23 protein-coding genes and 1 pseudogene (1 of these 24 cut by a window edge) are annotated in these 21,558 nt (G+C 65.6%); 9 read left to right on the top strand and 15 right to left on the bottom strand.

Annotated elements, in window-relative coordinates; all coding sequences use genetic code 11:
• Positions 1-117: 117 nt before the first annotated feature.
• Complete coding sequence (locus tag GV044_RS04635) at positions 118-510, bottom strand: S-adenosyl-L-homocysteine hydrolase (RefSeq protein ID WP_159866083.1); 393 nt, start codon at positions 508-510, stop codon at positions 118-120.
• Between GV044_RS04635 and GV044_RS04630 the strand changes: the two genes are divergently transcribed.
• From GV044_RS04630 to GV044_RS04620, 3 genes are all read left to right on the top strand, one after another.
• A complete protein-coding gene (locus tag GV044_RS04630; RefSeq protein ID WP_159866080.1) occupies positions 509-700 on the top strand; it encodes a hypothetical protein in 192 nt (63 codons plus the stop codon). The genes GV044_RS04635 and GV044_RS04630 overlap by 2 nt on opposite strands.
• Positions 701-781: 81 nt before the next feature.
• Positions 782-1,261 (top strand): peroxiredoxin, encoded by a 480-nt coding sequence (locus GV044_RS04625; RefSeq protein ID WP_159866077.1) that lies wholly within the window; start codon positions 782-784, stop codon positions 1,259-1,261.
• A gap of 69 nt (positions 1,262-1,330) precedes the next feature.
• Positions 1,331-2,011 (top strand): SDR family NAD(P)-dependent oxidoreductase, encoded by a 681-nt coding sequence (locus GV044_RS04620; RefSeq protein WP_159866074.1) that lies wholly within the window; start codon positions 1,331-1,333, stop codon positions 2,009-2,011.
• Positions 2,012-2,042: 31 nt separating this feature from the next.
• Here the strand turns inward: GV044_RS04620 and GV044_RS04615 are convergent, their stop codons facing one another.
• The 3 genes from GV044_RS04615 to GV044_RS04605 all read right to left on the bottom strand — a co-directional run bounded on the left by GV044_RS04615 (position 2,043) and on the right by GV044_RS04605 (position 5,710).
• Positions 2,043-3,461: a hypothetical protein gene (locus tag GV044_RS04615; RefSeq protein WP_159866071.1), complete on the bottom strand. Its 1,419-nt coding sequence runs from the start codon at positions 3,459-3,461 to the stop codon at positions 2,043-2,045.
• Between the two features lie 102 nt (positions 3,462-3,563).
• Positions 3,564-4,172, bottom strand: a complete 609-nt coding sequence (folE, locus tag GV044_RS04610; protein ID WP_159866068.1) for a GTP cyclohydrolase I FolE — start codon at positions 4,170-4,172, stop codon at positions 3,564-3,566.
• Positions 4,169-5,710 carry a phospholipase D-like domain-containing protein gene (locus GV044_RS04605; protein WP_159866065.1) on the bottom strand — a complete coding sequence of 514 codons (1,542 nt, stop codon included), beginning with the start codon at positions 5,708-5,710 and terminating at the stop codon, positions 4,169-4,171. The genes folE and GV044_RS04605 overlap by 4 nt, the downstream gene beginning before the upstream one ends.
• Positions 5,711-6,124: 414 nt before the next feature.
• On the opposite strand from GV044_RS04605, the gene GV044_RS04600 reads away from it, so the two are divergent.
• Positions 6,125-6,766: a hypothetical protein gene (locus tag GV044_RS04600; protein ID WP_159866062.1), complete on the top strand. Its 642-nt coding sequence runs from the start codon at positions 6,125-6,127 to the stop codon at positions 6,764-6,766.
• A gap of 97 nt (positions 6,767-6,863) precedes the next feature.
• On the opposite strand, the gene GV044_RS04595 is transcribed toward GV044_RS04600, so the two are convergent.
• From GV044_RS04595 to GV044_RS22695, 3 genes and pseudogenes are all read right to left on the bottom strand, one after another.
• On the bottom strand, positions 6,864-9,275 hold the full coding sequence (locus tag GV044_RS04595) for a TonB-dependent siderophore receptor (protein ID WP_159866059.1): 2,412 nt from the start codon (positions 9,273-9,275) through the stop codon (positions 6,864-6,866).
• 347 nt (positions 9,276-9,622) lie between these two features.
• Complete coding sequence (locus tag GV044_RS22700) at positions 9,623-9,763, bottom strand: hypothetical protein (RefSeq protein ID WP_236554961.1); 141 nt, start codon at positions 9,761-9,763, stop codon at positions 9,623-9,625.
• 158 nt (positions 9,764-9,921) lie between these two features.
• A pseudogene (locus GV044_RS22695) lies at positions 9,922-9,996 on the bottom strand (DNA mismatch repair protein MutT); the annotation flags it as partial.
• Positions 9,997-10,430: 434 nt separating this feature from the next.
• On the opposite strand from GV044_RS22695, the gene GV044_RS04585 reads away from it, so the two are divergent.
• Complete coding sequence (locus GV044_RS04585) at positions 10,431-10,604, top strand: Flp family type IVb pilin (protein WP_159866052.1); 174 nt, start codon at positions 10,431-10,433, stop codon at positions 10,602-10,604.
• A gap of 70 nt (positions 10,605-10,674) precedes the next feature.
• On the opposite strand, the gene GV044_RS04580 is transcribed toward GV044_RS04585, so the two are convergent.
• From GV044_RS04580 to GV044_RS04565, 4 genes are all read right to left on the bottom strand, one after another.
• Positions 10,675-12,168 carry a M48 family metalloprotease gene (locus tag GV044_RS04580; RefSeq protein WP_159866048.1) on the bottom strand — a complete coding sequence of 498 codons (1,494 nt, stop codon included), beginning with the start codon at positions 12,166-12,168 and terminating at the stop codon, positions 10,675-10,677.
• Positions 12,169-12,232: 64 nt separating this feature from the next.
• Positions 12,233-13,150, bottom strand: coding sequence for a tyrosine recombinase (locus GV044_RS04575; protein WP_159866045.1), 918 nt, complete (start codon positions 13,148-13,150; stop codon positions 12,233-12,235).
• 2 nt (positions 13,151-13,152) lie between these two features.
• Positions 13,153-15,021 carry a hypothetical protein gene (locus GV044_RS04570; RefSeq protein ID WP_159866042.1) on the bottom strand — a complete coding sequence of 623 codons (1,869 nt, stop codon included), beginning with the start codon at positions 15,019-15,021 and terminating at the stop codon, positions 13,153-13,155.
• Positions 15,018-15,176, bottom strand: a complete 159-nt coding sequence (locus GV044_RS04565; protein ID WP_159866039.1) for a hypothetical protein — start codon at positions 15,174-15,176, stop codon at positions 15,018-15,020. Before GV044_RS04565 ends, GV044_RS04570 begins: the two co-directional genes overlap by 4 nt.
• Before the next feature lie 57 nt (positions 15,177-15,233).
• Between GV044_RS04565 and GV044_RS04560 the strand changes: the two genes are divergently transcribed.
• The 4 genes from GV044_RS04560 (at position 15,234) to GV044_RS04545 (ending at position 18,954) form a co-directional block, all read left to right on the top strand.
• Positions 15,234-15,812 (top strand): shikimate kinase, encoded by a 579-nt coding sequence (locus GV044_RS04560; RefSeq protein ID WP_159866036.1) that lies wholly within the window; start codon positions 15,234-15,236, stop codon positions 15,810-15,812.
• Positions 15,803-16,909, top strand: coding sequence for a 3-dehydroquinate synthase (gene aroB, locus GV044_RS04555; RefSeq protein ID WP_159866033.1), 1,107 nt, complete (start codon positions 15,803-15,805; stop codon positions 16,907-16,909). Before GV044_RS04560 ends, aroB begins: the two co-directional genes overlap by 10 nt.
• A gap of 92 nt (positions 16,910-17,001) precedes the next feature.
• Positions 17,002-17,370, top strand: a complete 369-nt coding sequence (locus GV044_RS04550; protein WP_159866030.1) for a PRC-barrel domain-containing protein — start codon at positions 17,002-17,004, stop codon at positions 17,368-17,370.
• 216 nt (positions 17,371-17,586) lie between these two features.
• Complete coding sequence (locus GV044_RS04545; protein ID WP_159866027.1) at positions 17,587-18,954, top strand: peptide MFS transporter; 1,368 nt, start codon at positions 17,587-17,589, stop codon at positions 18,952-18,954.
• Between the two features lie 7 nt (positions 18,955-18,961).
• Here GV044_RS04545 and GV044_RS04540 read toward each other — a convergent pair whose 3' ends face one another.
• The 4 genes in view from GV044_RS04540 to GV044_RS04525 are tightly spaced (at most 11 nt apart) and all read right to left on the bottom strand, a layout consistent with a single transcriptional unit that may run on beyond the window.
• The gene (locus tag GV044_RS04540) at positions 18,962-19,729 is read right to left on the bottom strand and encodes a thioesterase family protein (RefSeq protein ID WP_159866024.1); all 768 of its coding nucleotides are present in this window, start codon (positions 19,727-19,729) and stop codon (positions 18,962-18,964) included.
• The gene (locus GV044_RS04535) at positions 19,726-20,151 is read right to left on the bottom strand and encodes a molybdopterin-dependent oxidoreductase (protein WP_159866021.1); all 426 of its coding nucleotides are present in this window, start codon (positions 20,149-20,151) and stop codon (positions 19,726-19,728) included. The genes GV044_RS04540 and GV044_RS04535 overlap by 4 nt, the downstream gene beginning before the upstream one ends.
• Before the next feature lie 11 nt (positions 20,152-20,162).
• A complete protein-coding gene (locus GV044_RS04530) occupies positions 20,163-20,534 on the bottom strand; it encodes a tRNA-binding protein (protein WP_159866018.1) in 372 nt (123 codons plus the stop codon).
• Position 20,535: 1 nt separating this feature from the next.
• A protein-coding gene (locus GV044_RS04525; RefSeq protein WP_159866015.1) for an acetyl/propionyl/methylcrotonyl-CoA carboxylase subunit alpha crosses the window boundary here: on the bottom strand, positions 20,536-21,558 show its 3' portion. 999 nt of this gene lie beyond the right edge of the window; the window shows 1,023 of its 2,022 coding nt (coding positions 1,000-2,022); its start codon lies off the right edge, out of view; its stop codon occupies positions 20,536-20,538.

Here is a 21,558-nt window from a genome sequence, read left to right as displayed (position 1 = left end):
GTACGTCGTCGGGACGGCACGCACGAGAGGCGCACCTTGGATGACCGTCCCTTTAGCGACGCCGAGAGTGCGAGGCAAATATAAAGGTTTCTTTATATCCTTTGCCGGGTGAGCCGCTCAATTGCGTGCCATGGCGAACCTGACAACGCGCCGCTTCGGAAGGATCTGATCGGCAGCTTCGACCAGGGTCGCCGATCCCTGCACCATCACGAGCCCTCGCGTAACCGTCTGCAGTTCCTCGCAATCGAGCCAGGGGTGACCGCCGCGGTATTGCGTGGCGATCCGCATGTTCATGCGCTCGAAGGCGTTGGTAGCGCGATCGCGTCCGTAGCGCTGCGCCAACTCACCGCGGATCTCCCGCGCGGCTTGCGTCAGCGCGGCACGATGCGCTTGCGAGAAGGCCGCATAGTCGCGGCGGAAATCGCTGCGCGTCTTGCTGCAATGCTTGCCGGTAGTCTGGAGCATCACGTCGAGCCGGTGCAACTGGTCAGCTGCATCGTCGGAGGGCATGGCCGCCGCCTGGCTCATCCTCGTGGCGATGAACAATCCGCAGGCGAGGGCCGCGGCCAGCCTCGGCAACTTCTTCCCCCGTGGCCTCTTTCGCATTTCCCTCAAGCTCCCGCACAACTTACTGCTCGCGCTGCACGATCACCCGCACATGGTTACCAGGAGTTTAATGCCTGCAACTAATCCGCTTTAACCACCAGCAGGCGTTGCCGCCCGGCAACAGCGCCGTATATCTGCGCCCCAAGCGATTCACTTTTGCAAAAGGACACATGCCATGACCATCGCCGTTGGAGACAAGCTGCCCGACGTGAAGCTGACCAAGGTGACCGAGAGCGGTCCCGAGCAGGTCCAGGCTTCGGAATACTTCGCGGGCAAGAAGGTCGCGCTGTTCTCGGTCCCGGGTGCGTTCACGCCCACCTGCTCCGCCAAGCACCTGCCCGGCTTCGTCGAGAAGGCGGGCGAACTGAAGGCCAAAGGCATCGACGAGATCGCCTGCACCGCCGTCAACGACGCGTTCGTGATGGGCGCGTGGAACAAGGCTTCGGGCAGCGACGACGTGACCATGCTGGCAGACGGCAATGGCGACCTCGCCGAAGCGGTCGGCCTGGTCATGGACGGCTCGGGCTTCGGCATGGGCAAGCGCGGCCAGCGCTTCTCGATGGTCGTCAACGACGGCGTGGTCGAGCAGCTGAACGTCGAGCAGCCGGGTCAGTTCGAGGTCAGCTCGGCCGACTACATGCTGGGCCAGCTCTGAGGATCAGTGTGGGGGGCGGCGAAGGGTCGCACCCCACGCTTCAACGACATTATAACGGGGGTGAGTGGTATGGCGCGGTCGATCATCGTGACGGGCGGCTTCGGAGTGCTGGGTCAGGCCGTGGCGGAGGCATTTGCCGCGCTGGGCGACAAGGTGGCGCGGATCGACTTCGCGCCTCAAGCCGCAAAGCCTCTGACCGGCGCCTTGGACATCGGCAGCGTCGACCTGACGGATGCCGACGCGACCAAGGCTGCGCTGGAGCAGGTCACGGCAGCGCAAGGCGGCTTGGACGTGCTGGTCAACGTCGCCGGTGGGTTCACGTGGGAGACGCTGGAAGGCGGCTCGATCGCCTCGTTCTCGCGCATGCATGCCATGAACCTGCTTACCAACGCGACAATCACACAGCTCGCCCTGCCCGAACTCAAGAAATCCAGTGCGGGCCGGATCGTCAACATCGGTGCCGGTGGCGCGGTCAAGGGCGGGATGGGCATGGCGCCCTATGCGGCTTCCAAGTCGGGCGTGCACCGTCTCACCGAAGCGCTGGCCGAGGAACTCGCAGGTACAAGCGTGACGGCCAACGCGATCTTGCCCAGCATCATCGACACACCCACCAACCGCGCCGACATGCCCGATGCCGACAACTCGACCTGGGTAAGCCCGGAGGCGGTTGCCAAGGTGATCGTACTGCTGGCCTCCGCGGACGCGGGCGCGATCAGTGGCGCCTTGGTGCCGGTGTCGCGCGGCGGCTGAGTCTGGACGCGCGGTCAGGCCCCCTCGCCTCTTACTCTTGCGGCACCCACACCGCTGCACCATCGTCTCGCCAGATCCGCCGCCACCCGCTGCCGGGCCGGTCCAGCGCATTGCACAGCGCGGTGGTGTGGCTGGGACGCAGGAGAAAGGCAGCGGGGCGGTAGCGCCGCTCGATCTGCCGAAGCGTATAAGTGCCCGCGAGAACGTCGCCGTATCGGCTCCACTCGCCGTCGGTGTAGCGGTAGTAGCGCCCGTCCAGCGTGACGCGCCAGCGAGGGTAACCGGCATCGATCAGCACGCCGCCGAACTCGGGCTCGGTGAAGATCGTTCCGCGCACGTGGGCCGCCTGCAAGCGCGCTACGGCAGCAAGGGGCAGGTTGTCCGAGAAGTGCGTCGGGCGGATCAGTGGGGTCAACACGCTCACCAGCGCCACTCCGAGCAGGGCCGCCCACCGCTGCGGGCGCGGAGCGTCCCGGCGCGCCGCTCGCATGGCGACGAGCGGTATGGTCGCGATTGCCCAGAACAGGACGAAGCGATACGCAGTGACCGTGGCGGCGAGCAGCGCCAGCATGACCGCCAGATCGCTCCAGATCACGCGCTCCTTGTTGCGCCAGGCCAGCCTCAGCGCGACCAGCGTGAGGACCAGGACCGGCACGGCATTGCTGAAGTTCGCCGGGGTCCACAAAGGCAGCCACTCGCTGGCGCCGACGGCAATGCTAGCCTGCGCATTGCGGGCAGAGACCGCAAGAATGGCAAGGCCATCGGGTGTCGCGAACATGGTGGCGAGCGCGATCGGCGTCAGCCATGTCGACGACCACGGCGGTGCGCTCCGATCCTGGCTGGAGGGCTGGCGCAGCCAGGCCGTCCAGCCACCCGCCGCATGCGCTGCCAACGCGAGGGCGCCGATGCTCACCGAAGGATGCAGGTTCTGCCAGACCAGCAGCAGCCCGGTGCCAAGGGCAAGCGTCTGCCAGGTCCGGAGTTGCAGCTTGAGGAGCGCCAGCAACAGCCCGAAGCACAACGCGCCGAAGGTCTGCGGCCTGATGCTCGCCGCGGGAAGGGCCGCCAAGAAGCTGAGTGCCAGGGCGAGCGCCACGCCGCCCGCCCGCGCTCCGCTGCGGCGGCATACGGCGGCGACGGCCCAGAACCCGCCGCACCAGCACAGCGCATCGAACAGCCGCAGACCGGTCCATCCGCCCAGCTGTCGCACCCAGGCGAACACCGCCTGGCCGAGCCACGCAACCGAAGGCAGTGCCTGGCCGAGGTGGGTCACTGCAAATGGCTCGCTGTGAACCGGGCCGCCCTTCGCCAGGATCAGCTCGCCCAGCTTGAGCTGCCAGAAGATGTCTACGTCCCACACCGGACGCAGAAGCAGGACGCACAAGCACGCGGCCGGCACCAGCGCCAGAAGCCAGCCCGACCAGCGCGACGCCGAGCGCTGAACCGGCACGGACGCTGGTTGCTTTGCATCGTCATCCTGTCGCAAGGTCGGCGCCATGGGACGCGCTTGCCGGATCGCGCCTCCGGGCTCAAGGGCCCGGAGGCGATTCGATCAGTAGCCCATCAGCTTGAGCACTTCGGTGCGGCTGCGCGTGTCGTCCAGGAACGTGCCCATCATTCGGCTGGTGATCATTCCGACGCCCGGTGTGCGAACGCCGCGCGCGGTCATGCAGGCATGGCTCGCCTCGATCACGACGGCAACGCCATGGGGCTTCAGGTTCTCCCAGATGCACTGAGCCACCTCTGCCGTCAGCCGCTCCTGGATCTGCAAGCGTCGCGCATAGCCATGCAGCACGCGCGCGAGCTTGGAGATGCCGACCACGTGGTTGCGTGGCAGATACGCGATCGCCGCCTTGCCGATGATCGGCGCCATGTGGTGCTCGCAGTGCGACTGAAACGGGATGTCCTTCAGCAGCACGACCTCATCGTAGCCACCGACTTCCTCGAAGATGCGCTCGAGGTGGACCGCCGGATCCTCGGCGTAGCCCTGGCAGTACTCGCGCCAGGCACGCGCGACGCGCTTGGGCGTATCGAGCAGGCCCTCACGGTTCGGGTCGTCGCCCGCCCATTCGATCAGCGTGCGGATCGCGTCCTGCACGTTCTCGGGCACCGGCGGCTTGCCGGTGGGATTGTCTTCATCGGGCCCGGCCAGGCTGCTCATGCCACTCTCCTCCTTGTCACGCGCTTCCTCACGGCAGAGATGCGCTTACGCAAACCGGGTTTCTGCAACACCCCGCGCCGACGGAACAAACCTTTTCGGTCGATCGGCTCGAAGAGTTCGCCGGGGCGTTCCGGATCGAGCAGCGTGCTGTCTGCCAGGGCCTTCTCGGCATCGTTCAGCTCGGGCAGTTCGAGCGGACGCACATGCTTGCCGTCGCGCGGCATGGCCAGCATCATCGCCGCCATGGAGCCGTGCTCCTCAATCAGCGCTGCGACCTGGTCCTCATCGATGCCGCAGTGCTCCGCAATCAGCGAGTGGCGCAAGGCGGTGATCTTGGGCCCGACATCGCGGTTGGCAGGCCGCGCGGTGTCGATGAACACGTCGCACTCGCTGTCGAGACCCATCGAGCGGTTGTTCATGTTGGCCGAGCCGACGCGCAAGACTTCGTCGTCGATGATGGTGAGCTTGGCATGGACGTAGATCGGCGTGCCGCCGGAGGTATGCGGCACGACGATCTGGAACCGCCCGGCATGATCGACCTCGCCGACTGCCCTAACCAGGCGAGCACGCGCGGAGTCCATCGCCACTTGCTCCAGCCAGCCATCGGCGGTGATCGGATTGACGATCAGGATCTCCGGAGGGTCCGGCTCGGTCAGGCGCTGGCAGATGGCCTCGGCGATCCGGCGCGATGCGAAGTACTGCGTCTCCGCATAGATGAAGCGCTTGGCGCGGGCGATCTGCTCGACGAACAGATTCTCGATCTCGGACACTTGCGCGCAGTCGCCCCATTCGGCGCGGGTACGAGCGATGCCGATCTCGACATTCTCGAACTCGGCATGGAGCTTGTCGGGCCAGGCGCTCTCGTCCTGCGGCTTGCATGGCGCCATCTCCTCGCCGCCCGCAACCTTCCAGCGGTCGCGGCCGAGCTCTCCCAAAGCCCCGGCGACATCGCCTTCCATCATCATCGTCACGTCATGCCAAGGGCCGTAGCTGCGACCGGTCGGGCGGCGACGGCGCTTGTCGTGGTGGATGTGCTCGCGCGTGTCCCAGCGATCGGTGGTCATGTCGATGCCGCCGCAGACCGCCAGCTTGTCATCAATCACGACGATCTTTTGGTGATGGCTGCAGCCGATCGGATGCGCGGAATCGAACTTGAAGTCGATCGACCGGCTCATCGCCCAGCGCACGAGGTCGATGACCATGGTTCCGCGCAGCACCGACTTGAGTAGCGCGACGTTCCACTTGAGCAGCCTTATCTCCAGCTCCGGCGTATGGTGCGCCAGCCAGAGCATGAAGGAGCCGAGACGTGCCGGATAGCGCTCCCGCTTGTTCAGGCTCCACCAGCGGCGCCCAGACGAGAGCAGAATGCGCGTGTCGAAGTCCCAGCCGATGAGGAAGACGCGCTGCTTCGCCTTGCACATGGCATCGCGCATCAGCTCGAAATAGTCGGCGGCGTCGATCACGACGTGCGCCTTGGTGGCCATGGCATAGCGCCACACCGAGCGAGTGGACTCCTCTTCGCTCACCGTGTCGTCCATAAAATCCCACCCCGGTCCTCGCGGCTACAAGCAATGAGCAGCAGCTATGTTCCCTCCCTAAGGCGGAGGGGACACCAGGACAACCGATGGGACAATGCCTAACTTGGATGATCTGAGTAAGCGGGCCATTCTGCTTGCTCAGAAAACCTCAAGCGGTTCTATGTCCGCGAACTAAGTGCAAGTTGGCTGATGATCACGCGGCTTGGTTCGAGATCCTGTGATCGGGATGAAGTACTCAGTTCCACTTATCCTGCGCACGTCACAACGAGCTGTTCATGTAGGCTCAAGCGTTCCGGGGTACATCTGAGTGCAACTGGCACCACTCCAGCGCCACCTGGATCTGACGCGATCGGAACACCATCCGGGGTGCGGCGTTACTGATCCCAAGTTTTCCGTCTCACCAAGGAGTTCGCAATGAAGAAATCGCTGATCGTCGCTTCGCTCGCAGCCGTGTCGATGACCCCGTTGGCCGCTCACGCCCAGGCTGCGCCCGCCGGCGCTGCACCCGCTGCCGCTCCGGCCGCCGCTGCTGCGCCTACCGTGGGCGCCAAGGTATTCGACACGCAGGGCGGCGAAGTGGGTTCGATCGAGAAGCTCGATGGTACGAACGCGGTCGTGTTCACCGGCACCAAGCGCGCGACCCTGCCCGTCTCCGCCATCGCCAAGAGCGACAAGGGCCTCGTCATCAGCATGACCAAGGCCCAGCTCGAAGCGGCCGTTGCGGCTGCCGAGACGAAGACGGCCGGCGCCCTGGACACTGCGCTGGTGGCTGATGCCAAGATCAAGAGCAAGGACGGCCAGGCGGTCGGCACCGTGCAGAAGGTCGAGGGCGAGAACGTCACCGTGGCGTTGGCAGATGGCAATCCGGTGACCGTCACCAAGCAGTACCTGACCGCAGGCGCGGACGGCAGTCTCACGCTGACGATGAACGCAGCTGAGTTCAAGTCGGCCGTGGCTGCAGCCTCGCAGAGCGCCGCCACGGCCCCGGCTGGCGCGGATGCCAAGGCGAACACCAACACGCAGGCGGCTGCCACGGACGCGCCCGCCGGCAACTAAGGCTAACGCCTGATCACGTGAAAGGGCCGGCGCGGCATCGACCGCCCGGCCCTTTTCGTTTGCGCGCGTTACCCAGCGATCTGCACGCTAGTTCTAGTTACATACGCGCAGTCAGCGTCAGCACCGCCGAGCGCGCGTCGCCGGGGGTCGCCCAACCGTTGTTGCGGATGCGCGTGTAGTACAGCTTGTCGCCGATGTTCTTCACGTTGAGCTGCGCCGAGAAGTTCGGGCTGAAGTCGTAAGCCAAATAACCTTGGTGGATCAGGAAGTCCTCCGACCGGATCGCTTCCGTCGTCGGTGTCGCGGCGCTGAGCAGGAAGCCACCTTGATACGTCAGCCCGTATCCGACCGTCAGGCCGAACGGCAGGCGATAGGTGGTGAACAGGCTTCCCGAATGCTTCGGCGTCTGCGGAAGGAACTGTCCTGCTCCCGGGTTCGGATTGGCGGCCGTGTTGGTGCAGGTGCGCACCGGATTGGTCGTCTGCGCGCCGGGGTTGGCGAGGCAGAAGTCCGACACCGACTGGATCAGCTTGGCCTTCAGGTACGTGTAATTGGCCGTGATCGTCCAGGCCGACGTGATCGTGCCCGAAGCACCCAGCGCGATGCCGTCGACGCGTGACTTGCCGTCCAGTTGCTGGTTCGGCACGGTCGGATCTCCCGACACGACCGCATACTTGTCGCGCTCGTTGCGGAAGGCCGATGCGGTGAGCAGCAGGCCACCGTTGAACAGCTCCGCCTTGGCGCCGACTTCGTAATTCTTCGCCGTCTCCGGGTTGATGTTGCAAGTCGTGTTCACCACGCCCGGCGTGTCAGCGGTGCACGATCCGTTGACAGAGTTCTTCGAGGGCGTCTGCGAGTTGCCATAGGCGACGTAGAGGCTGACCGCCTCGATGGGCTTGTAGTTCAGCCCCACACGGTACGAGAACAGCGTGTCGGCGTTGCGGGCTACGATACCGGTGGTGACCTGGCCCAGGGTCGCGGGTGTGGCGGAGATCGTGTCGGCGCGGCTGGTGCCGACGTTACGCTCCACCCGCGCGCCGGCGCTCAGCTCGAACTTGCCCAGCTTCATCGTATCGAACAGATAGCCAGCGACGTTGGTCTGCTCGCCTACGGTGTGGCCGGTACGGATAAAGTTGATCGGGCCAGTGTAGACATTGCTGCCGTACGTGAAGAAGGCGCTTGCCGGGCCGATGATCACTCCGCCGGGATTATCGATATTGATCAGCGGCAAGCGCGCGAAGGCGGCGGTGCCATCCGGATTGCGAAGCACGTTGCCGTTGTCGAGGTTGTACTTCTCCCAGGTCACCGCGCCACCCAGATCGATGGTGTGCTCCACCGCGCTGGTGTTGAACACGGCCTTCAGGTCCACTTGGTCGAACAGCAACTGGTTGCGGGTATCACGTGTCGTCCCGCGCGGACCGGTAGGGTAGTAATAGCCGGCCGGCACGGTCGCGTTGATCGGCGCGGCAGTCGTGCCCAGGTTGACCGTACAAGCGGCTCCGGTTGGCGTAAGGCTGGTCGACGCCAGGCAGTAGGTCCCCTGCGGCGGATCCACTTGCGTGAGCTGACGGGTATCCTGCCAGCGCGCAAGATTGCGGACCGAGACCGCGTCGCTAAAGGCATGCTCGAAGATACCGGTGAACTGGTCGACGTTGATCCTCTGCTTGTCGACGTTGCGGTAGCCGAAGTAGTCGCTGCGGTGCACGCCGGGCACGGTTCCGCCATAGTATGGCACGCCATACTGAGGGATATTGTCATCTTCCTGGTGCCAGTACTGCAGGGTCAGTTGCGTCGGGCTGTCGATCCCGATGGTGACTGACGGCGCGACGCCCCAGCGCTTGTAGTCCTCGACATCGCGGCCGGGCACGTCGTTGCGGTGCCACATGGCATTGAGGCGAAACGCGACCAGGTCGCTGACCCGCCTGTTGAGGTCCACCGTAGCCCGGTAATAGTTGTCGGTGCCCACGCCTGCCGACGCGACATAAGCGTCGGCGGCCTTCGGTCGCTTGGTGACGATGTTGATGTTGCCCCCCGTGGAGCCGGAGCCGGAGATCACCGAATTGGCGCCGTTCGTCACTTCGACCTGATCCAGGTTGAAGGAGTCGGTGCGGGTGATCTGCGCGCTATCGCGCACGCCATCGATGGTGATGTCGTTGCTGGCGCTGTAGCCGCGAAAGGTGATGTTGTCGCCCGGCCCGGTACCGCCCTCGCCCGCGCCGAAGGTGATGCCGGGCACCGTCGACAGCACGTCTCGCAAGGTCAACAGGTTCTGCTGCTCGATAACCTGGCTGGAGAGTACGGTGATCGTCTGCGGCGTGTCGCGCACTGGGCGGGTCCGCTTTGGACTTTCGAGCTTTCGGCCCGGCTCCTCGACGATCGCGCTGTCCGTCACGGTTACGCCGCCGAGCGCACGCTCTGCTTGCTGCGCATGAGCCGGGCTCGCGAATGCCGGTGCGATGCAGGAGAGCGCGAGGAATGTGCGGCGCGCGGCCGCTGCAGACGATGCCATGACGATAAGCCCCTAAGTTCCAAATGAACGCCGCAACTGATATTGCGACTCGTTTTCATTAGCAACAGGTTTGTGGCTTATGCCGTTTGAGGCCATGCTGAGCAGCGTGGTTGCGAAAAGCGGCAGGCTGCGTGTCGTGGCGTTGACGATCAGTTCGCCCCTCCGCAACCAAGCTGTCACCTGTTGGAAGGCGCACGCATCTCCCCTCCCCGGCGGGTAGGGATTGGGAAGGCGGGGGAGCGATGCCGTCAGGCAGCGCGTCGCTGGCGGTCGTGTACCCGCTTCCCACTGCTTTCCCGACCGGGACATGGTAGCGCTGCCCGTCCGGCGCGCCGGGCAGGCCCGGATCAGATCGCGGCGGAGCCGAAGAACCTGCGCAAGGCGTCTGCCAGCGGGTAATCGAGCGGCGGCATGTCCAGGCTCGGCAGCGCATCGATATCGTACCAGCCCAATTCACTGGCAGCATACGGTTGCGGGGTGCCTGCCACGTGCGGCAAGCATGGAGCAGGATGGTCAGTGGGCGCTTGGCCCCTGCCCCTGAGCCTGCCGTCTCTCCCACAGCGAAGCTGATCGGCACCAAGTCCCCAGGCGAGACGATCACGCCCAGTTCTTCGGCCAGTTCGCGCACGCCTGCAATCTGAGGCGATTCACCGGCTTCCAGCTTGCCGCCTGGAAACTCCCAAAGACCTCCGTGCGCGCTCTCGCCAGGGCGCCGCTGCATCAGCACCTTACACTCGGAATTAACCAAAGCGACCGCAACAACCCAGATCGGCGCTGGGCCGGCCTCAGAGGCGGAGAAAGTCCTTAAGGGAGTCTTCACGCTGCCATGGCATCCTGTGGCAAATTGGGGAAGTTTCGAGGCGGGCAATGCGGAAATCAGGGTTTTACAAGCGCTTGCTTCGTGACCGACGGGGCACTTCGGCCGTCGAGTATGGCATTATCCTGGGCATCATCGTCTTTGGCATCATGTTGGCGATCAGCGGAGTGGCCAGTGAGACACTGAAAATGTGGACGCATGTAAATACAGAAGCCGCCAAAGCTCAGCAGACCAATTAAACATATTTTCAGGTTTCACTCGTAATCAGTAAGTCGTCCGGGGGGCAGGCGCTGAACGGACCGGGTACACTAGAGACATCAGATCCCAGGAGACTGCACATGAAGTTCATCAACAAGTTCCGCCGCGACGAAAAGGGTGCGACCGCCATCGAGTACGGCCTGATCGCCGCTCTCATCGCCGTTGCCGCGATCACCGCGATGGCTGGCCTCGGTTCGTCGCTGACCTCGACGTTCACGAAGACCTCGTCGACGCTGCAGGCGAAGAACGGCTAAGCTTCAGCTTAGTTGAAAAGATAAAGGGCGGCGGGGAATCTCGCCGCCCTTTTCTTGTGTCCAACGCAGATCAATACGTCACGATCTTGATCTTCTGCCCCGGCGTAAGCCGCGCATCGGGCTGCAAGCCGTTCAGGACCAGGAACCGGTCGACCGGAGCGTCACGATACGCCATGCGCGCGGCGAGCGACTGGACAGTGTCGCCAGCCTTCACAGTCACCACGGCCAGGCGCCGCGGCTTCACGGCTCCCGCCTCGGCCGTCGATATGCGCCTGACCGAGCGGAACATGGAATTGAACACGCCGGCATTGCCCGCCTGGGTGATGGCCGAAAAGTGGTACGCCTTGCCGCCGCCGAAGTCGTAGGCGAACACGGTGACGTCGACTGTTCCGCTACTCGTCTGCGCGCGAGCGACGCCATAGCGCGCCGGTATGCCGTTGACGGTCGCACTCTCCAGCGTCTGCGGGCTGACTTGCGCCGAGTTAGAACTCGTCAGTCCGGCAAAGACGCTGGCCACATAGCGGTCGAGATTACCATCGAACGCGGCCGAACCGAACTCCGCCTTGCCCGATTGTCCGCTGATCGAGACCGACTTCGTGCTGTTCACCAGATAGAAGCCGTCCGGCGCCTCGAAGCTGACACGCAAGTCGGGGTGCGTGAACTTGCGGCCTTCGACGAGGCCCTGATGCGGATCGTCGTCGTAGGTGAGCCCGTCGATCCCGGCGAGGAACTTGTCGCGATTAGTTAGCCCGGTGGCGCCGGCGCCCGCGCGTGTCAGGGCCGTGCGCACGCGAGAGGCCGGATCGGGGTGCGTCGAAGCCCATTGCGGCACTTCCGCTCCGCTGCCACGCAGCTGCGAATCGAGCGCGTTCTGCCGCGCCAGGCTCTCCAGCACCGTCGCCATCGCGCGCGGATCATAGCCGGCTCGGCGCAAATACGTGATGCCGAGATTGTCCGCCTCCAGTTCCTGAGTGCGCGAAAACTTGAGTGTCAGCAGCTGAGAGCCTTGGGAGAAGACCTGCTGACCCAGGCGCCCGAAGCCGCTGTCGCCCAAAACGGCCCCGGCCAGAACCGACCCGAGCGCGCCCAGGACTGAGTTGCGAGTCGCGGCCTGCTGGCGCTTGGCCGAGTGTCGCGCAGCGACGTGGCCGACTTCGTGGCCTAGAACTCCGGCCAATTCCGCTTCGTTGTTCATCAGCGCGGTGAGCTGCCGCGTCACGTAGACGTAGCCGCCGGGGATCGCGAAAGCGTTGTTCACCGATGAGTTCAGCAGAGTGACTGTGAAGTCGCTGCGGGCGTTGCCCAGTCCCGATTGCAGCGCGATAGTCTTGCCGACGCCCTCGACATAACTCGCCTGCGGGCCCGAGAGCTTGCCGCCGAATTCTGCCACCAGCTCCGGGTGCGCCTTGGCGCCCTGCGCCTTGTCGGCCGGCGAGATGGCTTGGGCGGCACTCTCCACCGCGGCCCGGACGGGTTCAATCCCGAAGCCCGCTACGCCGGCAACCAACGCGCCCGCCACGGCGGCGGCAGACTTGAGTGCAATCCTGTGGCGCTTGGCGGCCATCTTTCTCCCTTTCGCGAAGCCTTGCGCGGGTGAACGGCACCGCGCGTGCCTTGTTCCCGTTCGGCTAGGAGGAGGCAGGTCTCGCCAGGGGATGACGGCTGTTGACCAGCGCCACCAGGCGCGAGCTCTCCACATGCGTGTAGATCTGGGTCGTGGCGATGTCCGCATGCCCGAGCAACGTTTGCAGCACGCGCAAGTCAGCGCCACCTTCCAGCAGATGCGTCGCGAAGGCATGGCGCAGCACGTGAGGCGAGACGCGGGTCGGGTCGATGTCCGCCCGCACGGCGAGATCGCGCAAGAGCTGGAATAGGCGAACACGCGTCATGTGGCCCGCCGCACCTCGCGACGGAAATACGAAGCGGGAGTCGCCCAGGCGCAAGGGCAGCCAGCGGCTGAGCGCCTGGCGCGCGCGCGTGCTCACCGGCACCATCCGCTGCTGGCCTCCCTTCCCGCTGACATGCAGGAACGGCGCGTCGCGCGGGACGGCATTCAACGGCAAGGATACCAGTTCGCTGGCGCGCAGGCCTGAGCCATAGAGCAGTTCCAGCTGGCACAGCAGGCGCACTGCATCGGGCCGATCTCCCTCGGCCTCCAGCTCCGAGCGCGCGAAGAACCGCGCGACTTCCTCATGGCCGAGCAGCCGCGGCAGCGGGCGTCGCGTGCTTGGCCGCGGCAGCGCACTGGAGGGATCGTCCTCCCGCAGACCCTCGTCGACCAGGAACCCGTAGAACTGTCGCAGCGCCGAGCATCGCCGTGCCAGGCTGGACGCGGCGAGGTTCGACCATGCTTCACCCAATGTCGCCAAGGCTGTGCCGTCGGCCAGAGCCGGGTCGCCGATCGCCTCGCGTGCCGCGGCGAGATCGCGGCGGTAAGCGTCGAGGGTGTTGCGCGAGGCCCCACGCTCGGCCGACAGCATGTTCAAGAAGGTTTCGAGGGGATCTGCCGTAGTTCGTTGCACTCCGCGCGGCCCCGGCTCGCGCATGCTCAGGCCCGAGCCACGGCCTCGGCGGCAATCATCCGGGCTTCGGCGTCCAGGCCCACCGCGCGCAAGGCCGAGACGATGTGATAGAGGTAGCGCGGCGACATCTGCGACCATTGCGTGCCCTGCATGCCGAGCCCGGCCAGGATCGCCACGGTGGTCACGTCGCGGTTGCGCGCAGCGCCGTCGATCACCTGCGTGAACCGAGTGCTGCTGCCGAGGCCCAGCTTCATGTTCGCCGAGTAGCTGCCGGCAGTGCCCGTGTCGATGCGGCCGAGGCCGGCAAGGCCCGCCACGAGGAAGGCGGACTTGCGCTGGTCTTCGCTGGTGTCTCCATCCACGAAGGTGTCGATGTCGGAGTTGCTGACCTCTGACGATCGCGACGGCGCGGCGAGTACGAGCAGCGCCCAACCCTGGCTGCCGGCGTTGACGACATTGGCCCAGCGCATCGCGTTGGCATCGAGTCCCGCTGAGAGCATCGAGGCGATCAGCGGCGCGGCGCTGTCGGCCATGTTCTCGCTCACGGGCAGGCGCGCGGCCGCATAGGCGGTCAGCACCTTGCGCGAATAGTCCTGGGGCGCGGTCTTCACCCCGTCCCACAGCGAGCGGATTGCGGACAGCCGGCCAGCTGGGTCTTCCAGAACATAGGCGTCACGCAGCTTCTCGGCCCTGTCGGACCATTCGCCGGTGACATCGGGCTCGGCGAAGAGCTGGCCATAGAGGTCGACCATCGCCGCGCTGGAGAGCACGCCCAGGGCTGCCGCGCGATCGGCCGCGGCGGCGCGACGGGTCAGGCCCACCATCGGTGCAGTGGCGGTGAGCGGCGCCAGCTGCGGATTGGCTTCGATCAGGCGGTCGGGCGGATTGAGGCCGACGGCGTTCGCGAGGCCATAGCGCCACGCCGGCATGTCATCGACATCGTCCCACTCGATCGTCACCGCGCGGCGCGACTTGCCTGCCGCACCGGCGTACTTCTGCGCCAGCAGCAAGTCGATCCGCGGCATGGTGCCGCGATAGCGATACCGGTCCAGCTGTGAGATCGCCGCTGCGCCATTGCCCTTGAAAGCACTGCAGATCTGGCGGGCGACGTTCCATTGCGGGTCGTCGCGAGCAACGCCCTGGGTGGCCAGTGCCGGACAGATACCGGTGAAGTCGCCGTTGGCCGCGTATGTGTCCAGCGCCACGCCATCCAGGTCGGGCGTGTAGTTGCCAGCGTCGATGTCCTGCAGGATGGCGCGCGCGGCTTCCGGCTCGCCCATCCGCAGCAGCAGTGCGACCCGCAGCGCCAGGAAGTCCTGAGGGGTCATGCCTCGGGGCGCATCGAGCCGGGTCGCGAGCGCGCGGCGCAACAGGATGTGCCCCCAACGCGAGACCAGCGGCCCGCGGTTGGCGGCCAGCGCCAAGCGGATCAGCCGCCCGTTCTGACCGGCCATGGCGCTGCCATCGAGGCCACCTTCCTGCGCGTCGATCAGGCCGACTTGCGACATCGCGCGGCGAGCGCCGGCCGGCATATCGAAGTCCGGCTTCAGGCCCAGCAGCTCCTGGAAGTCCTCCGGCGTCATGTGCGCCAGTTCGTCGAGAGACGGCAGGCGCTTGAGCTTGCCCTCTTGATCAGGCTCGTTCGCTGCAGAGGCGAGCGGCGAGGAGAAGCTTGGTTCGCCGGGCAGCGCCTGGATCACCGGGGTGGCTGTCGCCGGCGTGGGCGGACGCGAAGGCGCCGACGAGGAACTCGCACGCGGGGAAGGAGACGGCGACGGCGCGGCGGCCGGTTCGTTGAACCCGGGCGGCAGCAAGGATTCCGGCGCACCCTGCGCCAGCGCCAGTGCGGAGGTGAGCGCCAGCGCCGCGCCCGCGACGAGCAAGGACGCCCTCACTTGGCGTGCTCCGGGACGGGAACCGTCTCGACGATGTCGCGCATCGGCTGGCGGCCCCCGTCGGTCCAGGCATAGCCGAGCAGCGCCAAAACCGGGACGGCCACGACCAGGAACACCACTCGCTTCACCTTCCGCTTACCCGCGCGACCCTTCACTCGACTTCCTCAAGGATGCTTGCGCGCCGACCTAGCGCAACTATAGGGGCCGCTGCAATGGACCATCCACAGCCCCGCTTTTCCGAGACGGAGATCGCCCAGCTCAGCCGGCGCATCAATCGTCCCGTCGTGCTGGTGGGGATGATGGGAGTAGGCAAGTCCAGCGTCGGCAAGCGCCTGGGCGCCATGCTGCATTGGCCTTTCGTCGACGCCGATGATGAGATCGAGGCGTCCGCGCGGATGACCATTCCTGAAATCTTTTCGACCTTCGGAGAGGATTATTTCCGCGATGGCGAGCGGCGGGTCATCGCGCGCCTGCTGTCCGACGACAAGAGGAAGCGCACGGTGATCGCCACCGGCGGCGGCGCGTTCTGCAACGAAGCGACGCGCGCGCTGATCCTTGATCGTGCCCTGGCCGTCTGGCTCGACAGCGATGTTGACACTCTGGTCGAGCGCACAGCGCGCAAGGACAACCGGCCGCTGCTGCGCGACGGCAATCCTCGCGAGATCCTGGCACGTTTGCGCGACGAGCGAGAGCCGCATTACTCGCACGCCCCAGTCCATGTGGTCAGCGCCAATGGGCCGCACACCCAGACCGTCAACCGCGTGCTGCAAGGGATCTCGCAATGGCTGTGATCCCCGTCGACATTGCCGGCCGACCGTATGAGGTTCGCGTCGGCGCCGGCTTGCTGCCTGACTTGGTCGCTCAATGCGGGGCTCGTTTGCGCAAGGCTGCGGTGCCGATCGTCACCGACGTCAACGTTCATGCGCAATGGGGCGCGGTGGTCGACACGGCCTTGCGCGCCGCAGGTCACGAGCCGCACTGGCGTATTCTTCCGGCCGGCGAACAGACCAAGAGCTGGCAGGAGCTGGCCGCCACCGTCGACTGGCTGCTGGGGCTCGAAGTCGAACGCGGTGATCATGTCCTGGCGCTCGGCGGCGGCGTCATCGGCGACCTCACCGGCTTCTGTGCCGCGATCCTCAAGCGGGGCTGCAACTTCATCCAGATCCCGACTTCGCTGCTGGCGCAGGTGGATTCGAGCGTCGGTGGCAAGACCGCGATCAACACAGCTGCGGGCAAGAACCTGGTCGGCGCCTTCCATCAGCCTTCGCTGGTACTGGCCGACCTAGACGTGCTCGGCACCCTGCCGGAGCGAGAGTTGCGGGCAGGTTACGCCGAAGTGGTGAAGTACGGCTTGCTGGGCGATGCCGCGTTCTTCGACTGGTGCGAGCAGAACGGCGCCGCCATGCTTGCAGGCGACGCGGCTCTACGCGAATACGCGGTCGCGCATAGCGTGTCCGCCAAGGCCCGCGTGGTGGCCGACGACGAGTTCGAGCGCACCGGAACCCGCGCGCTGCTGAACCTGGGCCATACGTTCGGCCACGCGCTCGAAGCGCAGACCGGTTTCTCCGACCGCCTGCTGCATGGTGAGGCGGTGGCCCTCGGCATGGTGCTCGCCGCACGCTACTCGGCGCGCAAGGGGCTGATGCCCCCCGAGGAAGCCGAGCGTGCGGCGCGTCACATCGAGAGCATGGGCCTGCAGGCGCGATTGCCGTCGCTGGGGCTGAACTGCGACGGCCGGGTGCTCGTCGGCCACATGCTGCACGACAAGAAGATGGACGCGGGCACCCTGCCCTTCGTGCTGATGCGCGGCATCGGCCAGGCTTTCCTCGATCGGCAGGTCGACCTTGCCGACGTGACGGTGTTCATGGACGAGGAACTCGCCCGCTAAGGCGTGTCAAAGGCGCGGCGGGGCGCGAGCTCTTTGCAACTCACATCAAGTCTGCACGTTTTCCCGGTGTAAGCAGCGCCTGGGAACACGCCATGACCGAACCCGTCGCGATCAGCGAGACCGAACGGCTAATCTCCTCCGACAAGGTCGAGGGCACGCGCGTCTACAATCGACAGGGCGAGCGGCTTGGCTCCATCCGCAACTTCATGGTCAACAAGCGCAGCGGCCGTGTCGAGTACGCGGTGATGGAGTTTGGCGGCATCCTCGGCGTCGGCAACGAATACTACCCGCTGCCGTGGGAACTGCTGGCCTATGACGAGCAGCAGGGCGGCTACTGCGTCGATCTCGACAAGAGCCGACTGGAAGGCGCACCACGCTATCGCGACCGCGATCCGCTGTGGGACGAGATCTACGGACAGCAGGTTTATGGTTATTATGGAATGACATACCCGCTGTTCTGACGGCAGCGTGGCAAGAGTTGCCACCGGGGGGCGGCCGTTGTGCCTCCGGACCGGAGGCGCACGGGGCGGCAGGTTCATCGGGCCTGCCGCCTTTTTTGATGGACCGGGCTGGATGGCGAGGCGGGCTGGCGGCTTAAATCGAACGGGTCCTGCGATGATGACAGCGCACTCTCACCGGCCTAGACCTGCTCGCTTCGACCATCACCCGGACCCGACATGACCGCAGCCGAAGCCACGCCCGAAATCGACCTGAACAAAGCGGACCGTGCCTTCCTCGGTCATCCCAAGGGTCTGGGCTATCTCGCCTTCGTCGAAGGTTGCGAGCGCTTCTCCTACTATTCCATGCAGACGCTGCTGGTGCTCTACATGGTCAAGTACCTGCTGCTGCCGCAGAACATCGGCAACGTCGCCGGGCTGCAGGCGCTGCAGAACGGCTGGTACGGCGGGCTGCAAGGCCAGCCTCTCGCCTCGGCAATATTCGGTGACTACACCGCGCTGGTCTACCTGACGCCGATCCTGGGCGGGATCATCGCCGACCGCTGGCTCGGCCGGCGCGCCACGCTGATCCTGGGCGGTGCCGTTATGGCGCTCGGACACTTCCTGATGGCGTTCGAAGGCGCGTTCCTGTTCGCGCTGCTCTCGCTGGTGGTCGGCGTCGGGCTGTTCAAGGGCAACATCGCCAGCCAGGTGGGTGAGCTTTACGGCCCCAACGACTCACGCCGGGCCATGGCGTTCCAGATCTTCTACATCGCGATCCAGGTCAGCGTGATCGCCGCGCCGCTGGTCTCCGGCACCTTGGGCGAGGAAGCGGGCTGGCACTACGGCTTCGGTTGCGCCGGCGTAGTAATGGTCGCGGGCTTGCTGCTCTACATCTACGCCAAGCCATGGCTGCCAGCGGAAAGCCGCTCCAGCTCCAGGGCCAAGTCACCCGCGGACAAGCTGCAGCGCGCCGACGCTCCCCGTCTCTTGGTGCTGCTGGTCCTGATCCCAATTCTGGCGCTGGCGCTGATGGTCAACCAGGAGATCTTCAACGCCTACCTTGTCTGGGCGGACGAGAAGTTCCAGCTGACCTTCTTCGGCCACACGGTCCCGACAAGCTGGATGATCACCCTGGATGCAACTGCCAGCTTCACGCTGCTTGTCGCGGTTACGGCCTCCTGGAAGTGGTACGCCAATCGCACTGGCCGTGAGCCCGACGAATTGGGCAAGATGATCATCGGCAGCGCCTTTTCCGTCGCCGGCGCGCTCTGCCTCGTGGCTGCCGCCGCGACGCAGGGAACAGGCAAGATCGGCCTGTTCTGGCCGGTCATGTTCCACATCCTCAACTCGATCGGCTTCGCGCATACGCTGCCGGTCAGCCTGGCGCTGTTCACCAAGGTCGCGCCTAAGGCGCTCACCGGCACGGTCGTCGGCCTCTACTATCTGGCCTTTTTCGCGTGCAACAAGATCGTCGGCACCGTCGGTGGCTGGTACTCGACCATGGACACGGTGCAGTTCTGGCTGCTCCACGTCGGCGCCGCTGCGATCGGCCTCGTCGCGTTCGCCGTGCTGAAGCTGACCCTCGGGCGCGTGCTTGCGGACTAAGCGAGGGTCAGCCGAACAACGCGATGGACTGCGTGCCCGCCAGCACCGGCTCTCCCGCGCTGTTCCACAACTGCATGCGCTGGCTGGAGCACCCCTGCTCCGCGAAGTCCGCCGTGGAGCGCAGCAGCCACCACCCGTTCTGCGTGTGCGGTGTAGCGGTCAGCAGGTTGACCTGCCAATGCATCGTGCTCACCGGTATGAAGGCGGTCAGCAGGGGCATGACCGCGGGCGGCAGGCCATCGGCGGTCAGCAGCAATGCCACCGCGGGATCGAGACCCTCGGTGTCGCTGAGGCGCACCCACCAGCACACGTCGGCCGTGCGATCTTGGGTGCGCGGCAACGCGAAGCGCACCTCAAAATGGTTGCGCAGAAACGCAGGCGCGTTCGGATTGACGAACTCGCGCGCCTGATCGACCGGGATCAGGTCGGCAGCCGGCGCAGCGTCATGCACGCTGACGCCACTCTCGACCGGGCGCATGAAGACGAAGTTCGCGCTGGTGCCCACGCCTCTGTCATTCGCGATCTCCGCGGCGATCCAGGTGGCGTTGCGGCCCACGCGCATGACCTTGGCGCTCACCCGCACTTCGCCGAACAGCGGCGCCATCATCGCGATCTGGGCGGAGCGCAGTGGAGGCAGGTCGCCCCCGACCCGCATCGCCTCGGCCAGCGCGAGTGCCGATGAGAAGCCTCCATATGCCGTCCGGCCCTGGTGCCAGGTTTCGGGGATAACGACCGAACCGTCGCGCCCGCTCGCCAGAACTTGGGCAAAGCTCACCGGAGCTCGAGCGTCTGAAGCTGTCGCACCGATCGCGCAGGGCGTTTGTCGCCGGGCAGCAAGAGACGATACGGTCCGTCCTTGACCGTTAACTTCTCGCCATTACACTCGGTCGCGACGATCGCCGGCTCGTTGCCGAGCGTCGCGTCGAGTTCACCGAGCGAGAATAGGACCTCGTATCCGTCGCTGGCATGAGCCACCAGAGCCTTGGTCAGCGCCTTGCCGTGCAAGGCCTTGCCCTGCGGCGCGCCGATCCGCGCAAGCACGTCGGACAGAGCCGGCCCCTTGCAGGTCAGCTTGGTGCCATGAGCGTCGATCGTGGCGGTCGTGACCGGCAGATCGGCGAGCAACTTGAGAGTCACGGTGACCGGCCCTGCGGGCGGCGTCACTGCGGCTGCGGCAAGGATCAAGGCGAACGGCATGGGCAAACTCCTCAGAACAGGCGTGAGCCGTTGGGCACCGGCTTGTCGGGCGAGAACAGCACCACCCTGCCCTCCTCGTCGGCGAACCCGAGTGTCAGGGCCTCGGATAGCGCCTTGCCGATCTGGCGCGGCGGGAAGTTGACGACAGCGGCCACCTGCCGCCCGATCAGCTCCTCGGGTGTATAGAGTGCCGCGACTTGGCCCACGCTCCGGCGCTCGCCGATGCCGGGGCCGAAGTCGATCCGCAGCTTAAAGCTGGGCTTGCGCGCACCTTCGTAGACGTCCGCCGCGACGACCGTACCGACCCGGATGTCGACCCGGAGGAAGTCGGCAAAGGCAATCTCCTCCGCCGCCTGCGCCTCCGGATCGTGATAGAGGTGCATTCTATTCCAGCTCGAGGATCACCGCGTCCACGGCCAGGCTCTGGCCTGCCTCGGCGTTGACTGACTTTACAACGCCCGACTTCTCGGCGCGCAGGATGTTCTCCATCTTCATCGCTTCGATCACCGCGAGCGGCTGGCCGAGCTCGACCTTGTCGCCCTCTGCCACGTTCAGCGATACGAGCAATCCGGGCATTGGACAGATCAGGAAGCGCGATAGGTCCGGCGCGACCTTCTCGATCATGTGTGCGGACAGCGGAGCGAGGCGGGTGGGAAGCACGCCGACCTTGTGGATCGCGCCCCGCGTGGTCAGCTTGAAGCCGCTGCGGGTAGTTTCGATCCGGACGCCCAGCAGTTCACCATCCACTTCCGCCTCGATCAGGCGATCGCCGGGCGTGTACTCCATGGCGAGTTCGACACTCTGGCCGTTCACCAGCACTTCGTCCTCGTCGATCTCGACCTCGTAAACGGCCTTGTCGATCATCACCGTCCACTGCGATGGCGGCGCGAGCGGGGTCGCGAGCTGGCCGTCGACCCGGCGCGAGCGATCAGCGCGAGCCGTGGCGACGAAGCCAGCCACCGCGGCGATCTTCACCTTGGTCTCCTGCGAAGCCGCAGCGCCCGTGAAGCCTTCCGGGTACTCCTCGGCGATGAAGCCGGTGGTCAGCTCGCCCGAGCGGAAGCGCGGGTGTTGCATGATGGCCGAGACGAAATCGATGTTGTGGCCCAGGCCCTCGATCTCGAAGGTATCGAGCGCAGCGATCTGCTTGTCAGCCGCCTCGTCGCGGGTCTGCCCCCAGGTGATCAGCTTGGCGATCATGGGATCGTAGAACATCGAGACTTCGCCGCCTTCGTAGACGCCGTCGTCGACGCGCACGCCATCGATGCCGCGACGGCCGTTGGCCTCGCCGTCGTCGGTCCAGCCCTCCACCGGCGGCTGGTAGCGCACCAGGCGCCCGGTCGAGGGCAGAAAGCCGCGATAGGGGTCTTCGGCGTAGACGCGGTTCTCGATGGCCCAGCCATCGAT

This window comes from Novosphingobium sp. 9U (assembly GCF_902506425.1).
Classification (GTDB): Bacteria; Pseudomonadota; Alphaproteobacteria; order Sphingomonadales; family Sphingomonadaceae; genus Novosphingobium.
Note: the sequence above shows the minus strand (reverse complement) of the source record. Positions and strands in the feature narration are given on the sequence as shown.

Excerpts from the sequence above, each read along its gene's own strand:
- GV044_RS04630 (WP_159866080.1), top strand. The coding sequence starts at position 509 with ATGGCCGCCGCCTGGCTCATCCTCGTGGCGATGAACAATCCGCAGGCG.
- GV044_RS04635 (WP_159866083.1), bottom strand. The coding sequence starts at position 510 with ATGCCCTCCGACGATGCAGCTGACCAGTTGCACCGGCTCGACGTGATG.
- GV044_RS04625 (WP_159866077.1), top strand. The coding sequence starts at position 782 with ATGACCATCGCCGTTGGAGACAAGCTGCCCGACGTGAAGCTGACCAAG.
- GV044_RS04620 (WP_159866074.1), top strand. The coding sequence starts at position 1,331 with ATGGCGCGGTCGATCATCGTGACGGGCGGCTTCGGAGTGCTGGGTCAG.
- folE (WP_159866068.1), bottom strand. The coding sequence starts at position 4,172 with ATGAGCAGCCTGGCCGGGCCCGATGAAGACAATCCCACCGGCAAGCCG.
- GV044_RS04605 (WP_159866065.1), bottom strand. The coding sequence starts at position 5,710 with ATGGACGACACGGTGAGCGAAGAGGAGTCCACTCGCTCGGTGTGGCGC.
- GV044_RS04600 (WP_159866062.1), top strand. The coding sequence starts at position 6,125 with ATGAAGAAATCGCTGATCGTCGCTTCGCTCGCAGCCGTGTCGATGACC.
- GV044_RS04595 (WP_159866059.1), bottom strand. The coding sequence starts at position 9,275 with ATGGCATCGTCTGCAGCGGCCGCGCGCCGCACATTCCTCGCGCTCTCC.
- GV044_RS04585 (WP_159866052.1), top strand. The coding sequence starts at position 10,431 with ATGAAGTTCATCAACAAGTTCCGCCGCGACGAAAAGGGTGCGACCGCC.
- GV044_RS04580 (WP_159866048.1), bottom strand. The coding sequence starts at position 12,168 with ATGGCCGCCAAGCGCCACAGGATTGCACTCAAGTCTGCCGCCGCCGTG.
- GV044_RS04575 (WP_159866045.1), bottom strand. The coding sequence starts at position 13,150 with ATGCGCGAGCCGGGGCCGCGCGGAGTGCAACGAACTACGGCAGATCCC.
- GV044_RS04560 (WP_159866036.1), top strand. The coding sequence starts at position 15,234 with ATGGACCATCCACAGCCCCGCTTTTCCGAGACGGAGATCGCCCAGCTC.
- aroB (WP_159866033.1), top strand. The coding sequence starts at position 15,803 with ATGGCTGTGATCCCCGTCGACATTGCCGGCCGACCGTATGAGGTTCGC.
- GV044_RS04550 (WP_159866030.1), top strand. The coding sequence starts at position 17,002 with ATGACCGAACCCGTCGCGATCAGCGAGACCGAACGGCTAATCTCCTCC.
- GV044_RS04545 (WP_159866027.1), top strand. The coding sequence starts at position 17,587 with ATGACCGCAGCCGAAGCCACGCCCGAAATCGACCTGAACAAAGCGGAC.
- GV044_RS04535 (WP_159866021.1), bottom strand. The coding sequence starts at position 20,151 with ATGCCGTTCGCCTTGATCCTTGCCGCAGCCGCAGTGACGCCGCCCGCA.
- GV044_RS04530 (WP_159866018.1), bottom strand. The coding sequence starts at position 20,534 with ATGCACCTCTATCACGATCCGGAGGCGCAGGCGGCGGAGGAGATTGCC.